Source organism: Flavobacterium sp., assembly GCF_040402835.1.
GTDB lineage: Bacteria > Bacteroidota > Bacteroidia > Flavobacteriales > Flavobacteriaceae > Flavobacterium.
The window spans coordinates 68,166-81,261 of sequence record NZ_JBBALW010000012.1; the positions used below are offsets into that span (position 1 = coordinate 68,166).

The following is a 13,096-nucleotide window of genomic DNA, read 5'->3' on the forward strand; positions in this document are numbered from 1 at the left end:
AAATAATAAATAGTTATCTTCAACATCCGAATTACATTTGTATCAAATAATAAGACTTATGAAAACATTTTTGATGTACAACCTAACATGGATTCCAATTGATGGAACTAATATTTACAATTATTCATTTGCTCTTATAATTTTTTGTTTTATAATTTTTAAAATATATCAATCCAACAAGAATATTCAAGAAAGAAAAGTCAAAGAGCAAAAAATTATTGCTGGAACAGCATCTGCAAAGTTTGAAACGCTAAAAAACCAAATCGACCCGCATTTTCTTTTCAATAGTCTCAATGTTTTGAGTTCTTTAATTGAAGAAAATCCCGAAAATGCACAACGGTTTACAACTGCTTTATCTAAAGTGTATCGGTATGTTTTGGAACAAAAAGACAAAGACTTGGTGCCAATTGAAGAAGAATTGGCTTTTGCAAAAACTTATATGAATTTGTTGCAAATGCGTTTCGAAAACAGCTTAACCTTTGAATTACCTCCAAATTATGATGAGATTGCTTCGTCTCTCGCAATGACAGAAATGAAGGTTGTGCCACTTTCATTGCAATTACTTTTAGAAAACGCCGTAAAACACAACATCATAAGCGAACAAAAACCATTGCACATTCAGATTTATATCGAAAACGATGTGTTGGTAATTCAAAATAATTTTCAAAAGAAAGCCGTATTGCAAGACGGACAAGGCGTTGGAATTCAAAATATTATTAGTCGCTACCACATTATTACAGACAGAAAAGTTTCAATTGAACAAAACGAAAACACATTTACAGTTAAATTACCAATACTAACAAAACAAATAACAATTATGGAAAATTCAAATTACGATTCAGAAAACGGTTACTACAAAGCAAAAAGACAAGTTGACGAACTAAGAAAATTTTACACTAGTTTGATTTCCTATTGCATAGTAATTCCGTTTCTCATATATATAAATCTAAGATTTAGTCCACAATTTCAGTGGTTTTGGTTTTCTATGTTTGGATGGGGATTGGGTTTAATAATGAAAGCACTTCGGGTATATGGTTATAGTTCAAATTGGGAAGTGCAAAAAATCCAAGAGCTAATGAATAAAGAAGAAAACAAACAAAATTGGAGATAATAGTAAATAAAAACAAAATGGAAAATCAAATTCAAAAAGACGAGCGTTATTTTGCAGCGCAAAAAAGAGTAAAAAGTATTAAAGGATTTTACATGCACTTATTAGTCTATATTTTAGTGAATATATTCCTGATTATTCAAATATATTTGGAGAATAAAAATGATTTTTGGCGTTGGGAAAGTTTCTCGGTAGTTTTGTTTTGGGGAATCGGAATTATATCTCACGGAACAGGCGTTTTTGGTAGCTACCTTCTGTTTGGTAAAAATTGGGAAGATAAAAAAATTAAGGAATTTATGGAAAAAGATAGAAATTCAAATATATAAATTTCTTTTGAAAATTTAAAATCAGTAAAATGAAAACCATAATAATAGAAGACGAAAAGCCAGCTGCAAGATTATTGCAACGCAAACTAGAAAGGCTAAATATTCGTGTAGAAGTAATGCTACATTCTGTTCAGGAAGCTATCGAATGGTTTTCTAAAAACGAACATCCCGATTTGATTTTTCTAGACATACAATTGTCAGATGGATTGTCATTTGAAATATTCGAAAAAGTGGAAATTAAAAGTGCTGTTATTTTCACAACTGCTTATGATGAATATGCATTAAGAGCTTTCAAATTGAACTCAATTGACTATCTTTTAAAACCAATTGACGAAGTCGAATTAGAAGTTTCAATTTCGAAATTCGAAGCGCATTTTCAAAAATCAAATGAAGGAATTTTTACGAGTCAAATGGACTTTGAAAAAATTAAAAAAATGTTTCAAAATTCATTTGAAAATCATTTCAAAAAACGGTTTACAGTGAAAATAGGGCAGCACCTAAAAGTAATTTCAACCGATGAAATCGAATGTTTTTTTAGCGAAAATAAAGGAACCTATATTCATACTTTTGACAATAGAAATTACTTGATAGAATCTACATTAGAAGTTTTAGAACAAGAATTAGACACCAAAGATTTTTATAGAATAAGTCGGAAATTTATAATTCCGATGAAAGCAATTAAGGAAATTGTGGTCTATAGTAACTCAAGATTGAGGATTATTTTACCCACTTTTAAAGATGATGAGGTGATTGTAAGTCGTGAAAAAGTAGCTGATTTCAAAAATTGGATTGGATAAAATACAATTATATTTTAAATTTAAGTAATTATATTTAAATAATTGATAAATAATATTTTAACTATCAAGTATCGATTTATTCTATAGTGATTTTAAGCCTTAAAAACTGTTTTTCTGATGGCAATTATTACAAATATAAATAAAGTATAAACAATGAAAAATGGAATTATATATTCAATCAAATTCAGTGGCATCATAATCGCAATTAGCAACAATTGAAATCCCAATCCATAAATTGAAAGTAAAGTCATAAACCAATTTGGAAATGTTTTTACCTTGTATGCGTCTTGATCTAAAAAGTGAATTACCTTGTCAAAAATACCATAAACAAAGGTGTAAATTCCAAATAATATATCTACCGATTTTTGAGTTTCTCCAGGCAAAGCTCGTGGCGATTTGTACTCAAAAATTTTACTTGTTGTATCTCCACCCACCGATTTATTTCTTAGAATTACATAGTAATAATTGTATAATGTGCCTTGTAATTGAATGCCAATAAAGGCTAAAATAGTAAACCAAATTGTCGTTTTTGAGACATAACAAATGGTCATTAAAAACATAAAATTTAAGACAATATCAAAAACACTATCGAGGTATCTTCCTACATAAGAAGGTGTGTTTTTTAATCGAGCCAATTCGCCGTCAGCAGCATCAATTGCCGATTTTAAAATGATAAAAAAACCTGCCAAAACATACTGATTTTTCAAAATACAAACTATAGAAATTAGCCCTGTAAAACCAAATAATAGCGTAACGTGAATAGGGGTGAAGCGGGTATTTTTCAGCAAATTGGCAAACCATTTTCCAAAAGGTCTTCCATAATCTGATAAATCTAGGAATTTATCTTGAGCGGAAAGTTTAGACATTTAAAATAATGTAAACAATGAAATGCGACAATATAGTCAGGGGGCAAAGATAGTCTTAAATTTAAAAAGTTATTAAATAAACAAAAGTTTAGTTTTTGTTAAAATGATTAAATTAAATTTAAATTTTTATTAATTTTAAAATTTATAATTTAACTTACATAAATATGGCAGCCCTACGTTTAAACATAATTGAAGCACTACGAACTACTGCTAAGAAACTGGAAAATGGTCACCGTTACGAATGGGGACACATGGGAAATTGCAATTGCGGGAATTTAGTTCAAACTATTACTTCTTTTTCGAGAGCAGAAATTCAAGAATACGCACTTCAAAAAAGAGGGGATTGGTCTGAACAATTAATTGATTATTGCCCAACAAGTGGCTATCCAATGGACATGATTATTGGAAAAATGATTGAGTTTGGTTTCACAGCCCAAGATTTAAGAAACTTAGAGTGGTTGTCAGACAAGGCTGTTTTAGCCAAATCAGGTCGAGCCACTTTAAACCGTAATTTAAAGTCAGATACTATTTTATACTTATATTCTTGGGCAGATTTAATCGAAGATTCGCTTTTAAAATCGATTCAATTACCTGATATTGAAAAATTATTTCGAATAACAAAAATGAATTGTCAATTGTAAATGTTTAATTGATAATTAACTAAGTTTAGCTTCTTTAGTTTCTAAAAATAAATAGGTTTGTGTTCCAAAAAGTAGAGAAGCTATTACCAAGTGTAGGGGTTGTGATGCAAATGGAAAATCCAAATAATACATGGCCATTCCAGTAAGAATCTCGATTCCAATGATTCCTAAAACCCAGTTTGTCTTATCAAAACCCAGCTGGAATTTCCTATTTCTTAAGAACAAAAACACGTTCAATCCTAAAATCAATAGTGAAAAAGATCGGTGGATATAGAAAACCAAAATAGGGTTTTTTAATACCAATGCCATCTGGTCATAGCCCAAAAGTTTCATTTGATCATCTACATATTGTCGAACTTGAGTTCCTAAAACTATTTGAATAAAAGTTAAAATCAGCGTTAAAAGAACTATTTTTTCAAATAGGGTGTTCTTTTTGAAAATACTTATTTTTTCTTTAGAATTTTTAATAAGATAGAGTAATAATGCTACTATTAGTAAAGCAACCATCATGTGAATGGTTATTTTTACGGGGTTAAGAACCGAATAAACAACTCTTGCTCCAAGCCACCCCTGAAATCCTATTAGTAAAACAGAAGCCCAAGAAAGCAGTGTTATTTTTTTATTTGTTTTCCAATAGCCAAAAGAAAATAGTGCCATTAAAAAAATAGCAACTCCCGCCAATGCTCCTATCAGACGATTTAAATATTCTATCCATGTTTCGGTAGCATTAAATATCGCATAATCGTGTTTGGTGTATAATCTCCATTGCGATTTATCGAAGTTTATATTTGTTTTGAAAACCGATTTTGCAACCCATAATTTATCATCTTTAATAATAACTTGTCCTTCTTCAAATTCTCGATTCGGTGTCCAAGTAAGTTCCTTAATATCGGTTGGTGGAATATAATATCCGAAACATTTCGGCCAATCGGGACAACCCATTCCAGAGCCTGTCATTCTAACTAATGCTCCAGCAATTATAACTAAATAGACTAAAATTAGTGTTGTTTTTGCAGATTTGAGGAAGTACTTTTTCATTTTTTGTTTAAAGCGAATATTTATTTTAAAGGAAAGTTTTCAGGGTTTTGTCTGGTATCCCAAATGTCTAAGACAAATATAGTTAACGGTGTAATTTCAAAAATTAGATAATAGTCTTTAACTAAAATGGCTCTAATTTTTCCTGACTTAATAGCTATAGATGCTTCGGGAGAATTTTCGATGGTATGTATTGTTGTAGTAAATAATTGGTTCAATTTTTGGCTATAAACAGTTGATTTATTTCGATTATTCCAATAATAAAAAATATTTTTCTTGGTTAGAAGGGCATTTACTGTCCACCCAATCTTTCTTCTTCTTCTTTGAACCATATTTGAATTTCTTTTTCCGCTTCTTCATCAGAAATACATTCGCCGTTTTCAACTTGTTTTAATGCAATGTCAATCCGCTTTTGTTGCCATTCATTTAGAATAAATACTTTTTCAGTTTTAACATAAGCAGTTGTAGGTTCGTTTATTTCAAGAATGGATTGGTCAGAATTATTTAAAATAGTTTCAATTTTCATTAATGTTGCTAAATCATTAGTTGAAATAATTTGCGCAATCAATTCTAATTTTAATTCTGCACTTTTCATACTTTTTAATTTTTAGTAAAATTATATAAAATCTTTAAAAATTAGTATAAATATTCCCTAAACTTTCTTTAACCCCAACTTCTCCGCTTTCTTTAACACAAAAGTATATGCTTCATCATAATTATTCGTAATTTCACCCTCTAAAATAGCTTCTTTAACGGCCTCTTTTAATATTCCGATTTCTCGAGAAGGTTGTAAATTAAAAATCGACATAATTTCTTCACCCGTTATTGGAGGTTGAAAATTTCGTATGTGATCACGCTCTTCTACTTCCACAATTTTTTTACGAACAATTTCGAAATTTTTATGGTATTTCTTAAATTTATTAGAGTTTTTGGTCGTTATATCAGCTTCGCAAAGCGTCATTAAATGTTCCACATCTTCTCCGGCATCAAAAACCAAACGACGCAAAGCCGAATCAGTTACAATATCTTCAGATAAAACGATTGGTCTAGAACTAAGCATAACCATTTTTTGAACAAATTTCATTTTATGATTCAATGGCATGTGTAAGCGTTCAAAGATTTTCTTCGCCATTTTTCCCCCTAAAAATTCGTGTCCGTGAAACGTCCACCCTTGCTTTTTGTTGAAACGTTTTGTTGGTGCTTTTCCAATATCGTGCAATAAAGCCGACCATCTCAACCAAACATCATCGGTATTTGGACAAATATTATCAACGACTTCTAAAGTGTGATAAAAATTATTTTTGTGAGTATGACCATCAATTTCTTCCACTTGATTTAAAGCAGTTAATTCAGGAAGAATGATGTCCAAAAGCCCTGTTTTATATAACAATAAAAAGCCAATTGATGGTTTATCGGTTGAAAGTATTTTATTCAACTCGTCAACAATGCGTTCTCCTGAAATGATATTTATTCTCTCTTTATTTTGAGTTATCGATTGCAACGAATTTTCCTCAATCTGAAACCCTAATTGGTTGGCAAACCGAATGGCACGAAGCATTCGCAACGGATCATCTGAAAAAGTAATATCAGGATCAAGAGGTGTTTTTATGATTTTATTTTGCATATCCTCCAAGCCATTGAAAGGATCTGATAATTCACCAAAATTCGATTTATTTAAACATAATGCCAATGCATTTATGGTAAAATCACGGCGGTTTTGATCGTCTTCTAAAGTTCCGTTTTCTACAACCGGATTTCTACTTTCAAAGTGATAGGATTCTTTTCTGGCGCCAACAAATTCAATTTCGGTATCTTCAAAACGCAACATTGCAGTTCCATAAGTCTTAAAAACTTGGACTTTTGGTTTGTTTGGAAGTAATTGAGATACTTTTAAGGCGAGTTCAATTCCGCTACCCACGGCAACTATATCAATGTCTTTTTTTAAATCCCTACCTAAAATTAAATCCCGCACAAACCCACCAATCACATAACTATCTATGTTTAGTTGTTGGGAAGCTTTTGAAATTACCTCGAAGATTTTGTTATTTAATGCTATTTTGTAATTCATGTTTTAATTTTCAAATTATTATTTCCGAATAATCTTAACCTGAGAATCACTCGTCAATTTTATGATTGTTGACGGCTTTCCCCCAATTCTATCGCGGTGCAAATTTACAACATAGTCCACACCTTTTATAATTTCTGGGCTAATATCTTTGAAAGCAATTGGGGTGGGTTGACCCGAAATATTTGCAGAAGTGGAAACCAATGGTTTTCTCATTTTTTCCATTAATTTGAAGCAAAAAGGCTCCTTTACAATTCTAATTCCTAACGATTTATCTTGAGAAATCAAATTTGGTGCTACATTTCTAGGATTGTCTAAAATTATGGTTATTGGATTCTCGGATAAATCTATTAATTGCCAAGCTACTTCTGGAATGTCTTTGAAAACATTGTACATCATTTTTTCGCCATTCATCAGCACAATCATACTTTGTGTTTCTGCTCTTTGCTTGAGTTTATAGATTTTGGCAACCGCTTCAGAATTTGTTGCGTCGCATCCAATTCCCCAAACAGTATCTGTTGGATAAAGTATAATTCCGCCTTCTTTTATGATTTCGAAGGCATTGTGAATTTCTTGGTTCATTTTGTTTAGGATTTAATAAATAACTTTCTATTTTTGTGAAAATTAATTATTTTACAAAGATAGTAATTATGACAAATAAAAAAATGATTGCAATTATAACTACTCATTCTTTTGGCTATATTGATTTTTTGGTTGATAAACTAAACTTGAATGAAAATATTGATTTGACCTACATTAACATTGATAAAATCCCATTTGTATATAAAAATAAATTTTCAAGAATAGTTAACTTTATTTTAAAATTAGTTCTACTAACAGGTTTAAAAGAAAAAAACAGAACTAATCATATAAAAAAAATAATTTCAGATAAAGAGATATTTGATCAAATATTGATTATACGACCAGACAAACTTCATAAAGATTCTTTAGATTTTTTAAGAAAAAGCTCTGTTCAATTGACCTGTTTTTTATTTGATGGAATTGAAAATTTTAAAAACCAAAAAAAAACAATTACCTATTTTGATTCTATTTACAGCTACGATAAAAGAGATGTTGAAAAATTTAATTTTCAATTTTTAACAAATTATATTTATGATGATAAAATATCGCAAAATACTATTATTAATAAAGCTTTTACTATTTCTTCTTTTGATAAGAGGTTTCCGTTGTTGGAAAAATTAGCGAATTATTTAACTGTTAATCAAGTTCCTTTCCGATTTATAGTTAAAAAAAATAAATTGCTTAATCATAATACAATTGAAATCACGAAGAAATATTTTCCAATAAATGATGTTAAAAAAATAATATCAAGTAGTTTAGTCATGGTTGATTTACAAAAAAACAATCAATTTGGATTAAGTTTTCGAGTTTTTGAAGCGCTGGGTTACAGGAAAAAATTGATTACTAATAATCAAGACATTATCACTTATGACTTTTATAACAAGAATAATATTTTTGTTATAAACAATGAAAATATTGAAATTCCAATTGATTTTTTTGAAAGTGCATATGAAGATATTAATCCTTTAATTTTGAATAAATATAAATTAGAAAATTGGATTTTTGAAGTATTTAAAGTTTAATATAATCAAATAAGAGTTAGATAAAACTGATAGTAATTTTCCTCCATTACCTTTAAATCATGATTTTTTTTCACCAAATTAAAAGCATTGTTTTTTATATATTCATTTATAAAAGAATCCGATAAAATTCTCAAAACAGATTCTGAAAGTATAGTTGCGTCTTTAATATTTGCTAAAAATCCAGTTTCACCATCAATTACAATTTCTTGAATTCCACCTGCTTTTGTGGCAACAACAGGAACTTTACAAGCAAATGCTTCGTATATTGTTAATGGTAATCCCTCTGTAATTGAAGTATTAAGGAATATGTCGAATTCTGGAAGTAAATCAGCTACATTATTTCTAAAACCTAAAAAGTGTACGTCATCCGTTAAGTCATTAGTTTTAGCATATTCAATCAAATTATTTTTTAATGGACCATCTCCAATTATAATAAATTTTATAGATTGTTTAGTTTCATCTTTCCCCTTAATTTTTTTTGCAACATCTATAAACGTAAAAATATCTTTTTGATTTGTAAGACCTGCAATGTTTCCAATAATTTTAGTTTTAGGTGAAAAATTAAATTCACTATGAAGAAGGTTTTTATTATTTTTTTTTGCAAATTTTTCAACATCAATGGCATCGTATATCGTTACTAAACGATTCTTGTCAGTTATTATTTTTTCAAAAATTGATTCTACGGCTTTCGATACACAAATAATTTTCTTTATACTTGGATGCGAATATTTGTATCTATTCAGAAATTTGTTTTTAATGGTGTTGTTTCTTTTTCTACTTAAGATTAAAGAAGTTGATTTATTTATAAATTTCATAGCAATTAATCCTGCATTTAATGCACTTGAATCATGAATATGAATAATGGAAATTGATTCTTTTTTACAAATTTTTATAATTGCAATTAAAAGATTAAGGAGTTTTAATTTATTTTTTTTGTAAGTAAAAAAATTAGCGTTATCCGTTTTACACATTCCTGCAAGTACCGAATTTTCAGGACATAATATATATTGGGTTAAGTCGTTTTTGCTTTTCAGAATGTTATAAACGGAATACATTTGTGTGTCACCGCCTCTTAATTCAGTTATAGATGTAACATTTAATATCTTCATGTTGTAAGAAATTATAATTTTTTATTAATCTTGAATTTATTTTTATTTAAAGTAATTATATTGTTTAATGGACCAAACAAATATAGTTTATTTAACTTGGCAATAGAAATTTTAATATCTTTGAAAAAAATCGACTATGGATTATAAAAACAAACCACAAGGTTATTATGATAATATTCGATTTGAAATGCTTAAATATTTGCCAAAAGACGCAAAAAAAATAATTGATATAGGTTGTGGAAATGGATGTTTTGCCGAAGTTATAAAAAACCAAAATGACGCGGAAGTTTGGGGAATTGAATTAATGCAGTCTGAAGCAGATATTGCTGCAAAAATATTGCACAAGGTTTTTGCAGGTGAGTGTGAAAAACATTTGGATTCTCTTCCTGATAATTATTTTGACGCAATATATTTTAATGATGTATTGGAACATTTGATAGATCCTTATAGCGTTTTAAAAAAAATTAAAAGTAAATTAGCTTTAAATGGTGTATTGATAAGCTCTATTCCAAATGTCAGATACCACAATACATTTATGAGACTATTATTTAAAAAGGATTGGAAATACGATAGCTTTGGTGTTATGGACTTTACACACTTAAGATTTTTTACCGAAAAAAGTATTAAAAGAATGTATATAGAGGCTGGATATGAAATAAAATTAAGTGAAGGAATTAATAAAAGTCGTTCACTTAAACCTTATTTATATAACTTATTTGTTTTATTTACACATTTAGATATTCGTTACCTTCAATTTGCAACGGTTGTGACTAAAAATAAATAAATTATACTAGATGATTTTAAATAAATTTTTTTCTAAAAATTACTCAGATTTTAATAATGAAATTTCTAATTTAGTTTCTATTTTTTCAACAAGTGGAACTGTTTTCGGTGACGGTAATAGAAATGTAATTAAACTTTTCGATTTTGATTCAAAACAAATCAATATTAAATCTTTCAAAAAACCACATCTTCTTAATTCAATAATTTATAAATATTATAGAAAATCAAAGGCAAGGCGTTCCTTTGAATTTGCGAATATCTTGTTAGAAAATAAGATCGGAACCCCACAACCCATTGCGTATTTTGAAAACACAAACTTTTTAGGTTTAAAAGACAGTTATTATATTAGCGAACATCTTCAATGTGATTTGACTTTTAGAGAATTGGTTCAAATTCCTGAATTTCCTGAAAATGAAATAATATTGAGACAATTCACTCGTTTTTCTTATGATTTACATCAAAAAAGAATTGAGTTTTTAGACCATTCACCAGGAAACACGTTAATTAAAAAAGGGAATAATGGAAAGTATGATTTCTATCTGGTTGATTTAAATCGGATGTTATTTCATAAATCTATGTCTTTTGAAATCCGAATGAAAAACCTTTGCCGATTGACACCTAAAAAAGAAATGGTATCCATAATGAGTAATGAATACGCTATAATTTCGGGAGAATCTGAACAACTTATCTTTCAAACACTATGGAAAATGACTTCTGATTTTCAAAATCAATACTTTAGAAAGAAAAGATTGAAAAAGAAATTAAAATTTTGGAAGAAATAGTTATGAAAAAATAGTATTTTCACTTTTCAAAAGAAAAAATGAAAGTTTCAGTAATAATCACAACTTACAATGCCGTTGATTGGTTGAAAAAAGTACTTATTGGTTTTAGTGTCCAAACCGAGTGCGATTTTGAAATCATTATTGCTGATGATGGTTCTACTCCGGAAACCAAAGAAATCTTGTCTTTATTTTCTTCGAAATTTAAACATCCAATTGTGCATGTTTGGCAAAAAGACGAGGGTTTTCAAAAAACTAAAATTTTAAACAAGGCCATTCTAAATTCAAATTCAAATTATTTAATTTTTACTGACGGCGATTGTATTCCTAGAAAAGATTTTGTGTCAATGCATTTAAAATATAGGGAAAATGGATTTTTTCTGTCTGGAGGATATTTTAAACTTCCTCTTTCGATTTCAAAAATAATTTCTGAAAATGATATTTTGAGTTCAGATTGTTTCCAATTATCTTGGCTTAAAAAAAATGGTTTTAAATTAAATTTCAAAAGTAGTAAAATGACACAAAGCGTTTTATTTGCAAAATTCATGAATTGGATTACACCTACTAAACGGTCGTGGAATGGTCATAATTCATCCGCTTGGAAAAACGATATAATTGCAGTTAACGGTTTTAACAACGATATGCAATATGGAGGAGAGGACAGGGAATTAGGTGAAAGAATGTTTTATAACGGCATGCTCTCTAAGCAAATACGTTACAGTGCAATTTGTATTCATTTGGATCACACAAGAGGATATTCAACTCCTGAAATTTGGAAAAAAAACAGAGAAATACGAGAATACAACAGAAAAAATAAAGTAACTAAAATTGAAAATGGAATAAGTAAGTTAGTCGAAAGTTGTAATGTCGTAAAGTCAAATGTCTTGAAATAGAATTTTTTTTTTAAAATCAGTCAATTACTAAAAAATACATCTATTAAAACACGACACTTTATAACACTTACAACTTAGCCTTTAATTTTAATATTTTAGATTTTAAAAATTCCTCCAAAAGCGATTACGCGTTGAAAAAACATAAAATGTTGTGAAGCACTATCGGAATTATCAAATGTTGTTTTGATATTTGGCATGTTGATATAACCTCCTTTTAATTCAGCTTGAATGAAAAAGTATTTAAAGAAAGTTAGATTTAGCCCTGCTTTTGCGGAAACTCCATAACCAGCAACATTATAATCATCATGTCGTGGCTGTCCCATTAACATTACATTTGTTTTTGGATATAAAATTCCACCACCAACACCTTCTGTTAGACTGATTTGAAATTTATCGGTATTTCTGATTTTAAAAATTTTAGAAATGTCATCCACTCTCGAAATTTCGGTATTTACATAATTTAACCCATCAGTATGTTCAAAAGTTAAAAAGCTTTCGTCAGATAAATTTACTACTCCATTATTTATTACTGTTAAATTATATGAAGCGGGGTAATTTCCAGAAATCCGAACCGATTGATTTTGAAACATGACATATTTCATGTGATCAACACCAATTGAGATATTATAATGATCGTTGATGAAATAACCCAATCTAAAATTAGTTTGTGGAATGGTCATTCTTGAGGGGTTTATGTAATCAATATGCCACCCTTTAGGTTTATCAACAGCGGCAACATCATACAAAGTAAAATCGTAGTTATTGCCTTTAAAATGGATGTCAGAATTAGTATAACTGTCTCGGTTTCCACCCCAAAAAATATAAATTTTACCTTTGTTATGTGCCGTATATTTTTCCGAAATTGGCTTTAAATCTTGCGAAAAACCTAATGAAAAACTCAAAAGGCTAATTGTTATTAATAATTTATTCATTGTATAAATTTTTATATTAGTTTGATTTATTATTATATCTAAGTAAGTCGAAAGTTTTAAAGTCAAAAGTCTCAAAATAGTATAAAACAGGACAAAATCAGTCTGGATATGCAAATAAAACCCGCAGTATTAGTTAAGCAACATTTTTAAAATTATTT

Annotated in this window: 16 protein-coding genes; 8 read left to right on the top strand and 8 right to left on the bottom strand. The window is 28.9% G+C overall.

Annotation, left to right across the window (positions count from 1 at the left end):
* Window positions 1-58: 58 nt before the first annotated feature.
* Genes AC9UEH_RS05865 through AC9UEH_RS05875 form a run of 3 tightly spaced genes read left to right on the top strand, consistent with a single transcriptional unit; the run spans window position 59 to window position 2,231 of the window.
* The gene (locus tag AC9UEH_RS05865) at window positions 59-1,111 is read left to right on the top strand and encodes a histidine kinase (RefSeq protein ID WP_509529498.1); all 1,053 of its coding nucleotides are present in this window, start codon (window positions 59-61) and stop codon (window positions 1,109-1,111) included.
* A 17-nt stretch (window positions 1,112-1,128) separates the two neighbouring features.
* Window positions 1,129-1,434, top strand: coding sequence for a 2TM domain-containing protein (locus AC9UEH_RS05870; RefSeq protein WP_509529500.1), 306 nt, complete (start codon window positions 1,129-1,131; stop codon window positions 1,432-1,434).
* Between the two features lie 29 nt (window positions 1,435-1,463).
* Complete coding sequence (locus tag AC9UEH_RS05875) at window positions 1,464-2,231, top strand: LytR/AlgR family response regulator transcription factor (protein WP_509529502.1); 768 nt, start codon at window positions 1,464-1,466, stop codon at window positions 2,229-2,231.
* A 92-nt stretch (window positions 2,232-2,323) separates the two neighbouring features.
* Here AC9UEH_RS05875 and AC9UEH_RS05880 read toward each other — a convergent pair whose 3' ends face one another.
* A complete protein-coding gene (locus AC9UEH_RS05880; RefSeq protein ID WP_509529505.1) occupies window positions 2,324-3,097 on the bottom strand; it encodes a CDP-alcohol phosphatidyltransferase family protein in 774 nt (257 codons plus the stop codon).
* A gap of 164 nt (window positions 3,098-3,261) precedes the next feature.
* On the opposite strand from AC9UEH_RS05880, the gene AC9UEH_RS05885 reads away from it, so the two are divergent.
* A complete protein-coding gene (locus AC9UEH_RS05885; RefSeq protein ID WP_509529507.1) occupies window positions 3,262-3,738 on the top strand; it encodes a hypothetical protein in 477 nt (158 codons plus the stop codon).
* A 15-nt stretch (window positions 3,739-3,753) separates the two neighbouring features.
* On the opposite strand, the gene AC9UEH_RS05890 is transcribed toward AC9UEH_RS05885, so the two are convergent.
* The 5 genes from AC9UEH_RS05890 to AC9UEH_RS05910 form a co-directional block, all read right to left on the bottom strand.
* Complete coding sequence (locus tag AC9UEH_RS05890; RefSeq protein ID WP_509529509.1) at window positions 3,754-4,776, bottom strand: COX15/CtaA family protein; 1,023 nt, start codon at window positions 4,774-4,776, stop codon at window positions 3,754-3,756.
* A gap of 20 nt (window positions 4,777-4,796) precedes the next feature.
* Complete coding sequence (locus AC9UEH_RS05895) at window positions 4,797-4,991, bottom strand: hypothetical protein (protein ID WP_509529511.1); 195 nt, start codon at window positions 4,989-4,991, stop codon at window positions 4,797-4,799.
* 74 nt (window positions 4,992-5,065) lie between these two features.
* A complete protein-coding gene (locus AC9UEH_RS05900; RefSeq protein ID WP_509529514.1) occupies window positions 5,066-5,368 on the bottom strand; it encodes a hypothetical protein in 303 nt (100 codons plus the stop codon).
* Between the two features lie 57 nt (window positions 5,369-5,425).
* Entirely contained in the window at window positions 5,426-6,841 is a 1,416-nt protein-coding gene (locus tag AC9UEH_RS05905; RefSeq protein ID WP_509529516.1) for a CCA tRNA nucleotidyltransferase, read from the bottom strand.
* An 18-nt stretch (window positions 6,842-6,859) separates the two neighbouring features.
* Entirely contained in the window at window positions 6,860-7,420 is a 561-nt protein-coding gene (locus AC9UEH_RS05910; RefSeq protein WP_509529518.1) for an L-threonylcarbamoyladenylate synthase, read from the bottom strand.
* A 68-nt stretch (window positions 7,421-7,488) separates the two neighbouring features.
* On the opposite strand from AC9UEH_RS05910, the gene AC9UEH_RS05915 reads away from it, so the two are divergent.
* Window positions 7,489-8,442 carry a WaaS/CpsH family glycosyltransferase gene (locus tag AC9UEH_RS05915; protein WP_509529520.1) on the top strand — a complete coding sequence of 318 codons (954 nt, stop codon included), beginning with the start codon at window positions 7,489-7,491 and terminating at the stop codon, window positions 8,440-8,442.
* Window positions 8,443-8,447: 5 nt separating this feature from the next.
* Here the strand turns inward: AC9UEH_RS05915 and AC9UEH_RS05920 are convergent, their stop codons facing one another.
* Entirely contained in the window at window positions 8,448-9,551 is a 1,104-nt protein-coding gene (locus AC9UEH_RS05920) for a glycosyltransferase family 4 protein (protein ID WP_509529522.1), read from the bottom strand.
* 136 nt (window positions 9,552-9,687) lie between these two features.
* Here AC9UEH_RS05920 and AC9UEH_RS05925 point away from each other — a divergent pair, with 136 nt between their 5' ends.
* Genes AC9UEH_RS05925 through AC9UEH_RS05935 form a run of 3 tightly spaced genes read left to right on the top strand, consistent with a single transcriptional unit; the run spans window position 9,688 to window position 12,006 of the window.
* A complete protein-coding gene (locus tag AC9UEH_RS05925) occupies window positions 9,688-10,335 on the top strand; it encodes a class I SAM-dependent methyltransferase (RefSeq protein WP_509529525.1) in 648 nt (215 codons plus the stop codon).
* A 10-nt stretch (window positions 10,336-10,345) separates the two neighbouring features.
* On the top strand, window positions 10,346-11,116 hold the full coding sequence (locus AC9UEH_RS05930) for a Kdo domain containing protein (protein ID WP_509529528.1): 771 nt from the start codon (window positions 10,346-10,348) through the stop codon (window positions 11,114-11,116).
* Window positions 11,117-11,154: 38 nt separating this feature from the next.
* Entirely contained in the window at window positions 11,155-12,006 is an 852-nt protein-coding gene (locus AC9UEH_RS05935) for a glycosyltransferase family 2 protein (RefSeq protein WP_509529530.1), read from the top strand.
* 95 nt (window positions 12,007-12,101) lie between these two features.
* Here AC9UEH_RS05935 and AC9UEH_RS05940 read toward each other — a convergent pair whose 3' ends face one another.
* Window positions 12,102-12,938, bottom strand: a complete 837-nt coding sequence (locus tag AC9UEH_RS05940; protein WP_509529533.1) for a hypothetical protein — start codon at window positions 12,936-12,938, stop codon at window positions 12,102-12,104.
* Between the last annotated feature and the right edge of the window lie 158 nt (window positions 12,939-13,096).

Excerpts from the sequence above, each read along its gene's own strand:
- AC9UEH_RS05865 (WP_509529498.1), top strand. The coding sequence starts at position 59 with ATGAAAACATTTTTGATGTACAACCTAACATGGATTCCAATTGATGGA.
- AC9UEH_RS05870 (WP_509529500.1), top strand. The coding sequence starts at position 1,129 with ATGGAAAATCAAATTCAAAAAGACGAGCGTTATTTTGCAGCGCAAAAA.
- AC9UEH_RS05875 (WP_509529502.1), top strand. The coding sequence starts at position 1,464 with ATGAAAACCATAATAATAGAAGACGAAAAGCCAGCTGCAAGATTATTG.
- AC9UEH_RS05880 (WP_509529505.1), bottom strand. The coding sequence starts at position 3,097 with ATGTCTAAACTTTCCGCTCAAGATAAATTCCTAGATTTATCAGATTAT.
- AC9UEH_RS05885 (WP_509529507.1), top strand. The coding sequence starts at position 3,262 with ATGGCAGCCCTACGTTTAAACATAATTGAAGCACTACGAACTACTGCT.
- AC9UEH_RS05890 (WP_509529509.1), bottom strand. The coding sequence starts at position 4,776 with ATGAAAAAGTACTTCCTCAAATCTGCAAAAACAACACTAATTTTAGTC.
- AC9UEH_RS05900 (WP_509529514.1), bottom strand. The coding sequence starts at position 5,368 with ATGAAAAGTGCAGAATTAAAATTAGAATTGATTGCGCAAATTATTTCA.
- AC9UEH_RS05905 (WP_509529516.1), bottom strand. The coding sequence starts at position 6,841 with ATGAATTACAAAATAGCATTAAATAACAAAATCTTCGAGGTAATTTCA.
- AC9UEH_RS05910 (WP_509529518.1), bottom strand. The coding sequence starts at position 7,420 with ATGAACCAAGAAATTCACAATGCCTTCGAAATCATAAAAGAAGGCGGA.
- AC9UEH_RS05915 (WP_509529520.1), top strand. The coding sequence starts at position 7,489 with ATGACAAATAAAAAAATGATTGCAATTATAACTACTCATTCTTTTGGC.
- AC9UEH_RS05920 (WP_509529522.1), bottom strand. The coding sequence starts at position 9,551 with ATGAAGATATTAAATGTTACATCTATAACTGAATTAAGAGGCGGTGAC.
- AC9UEH_RS05925 (WP_509529525.1), top strand. The coding sequence starts at position 9,688 with ATGGATTATAAAAACAAACCACAAGGTTATTATGATAATATTCGATTT.
- AC9UEH_RS05930 (WP_509529528.1), top strand. The coding sequence starts at position 10,346 with ATGATTTTAAATAAATTTTTTTCTAAAAATTACTCAGATTTTAATAAT.
- AC9UEH_RS05935 (WP_509529530.1), top strand. The coding sequence starts at position 11,155 with ATGAAAGTTTCAGTAATAATCACAACTTACAATGCCGTTGATTGGTTG.
- AC9UEH_RS05940 (WP_509529533.1), bottom strand. The coding sequence starts at position 12,938 with ATGAATAAATTATTAATAACAATTAGCCTTTTGAGTTTTTCATTAGGT.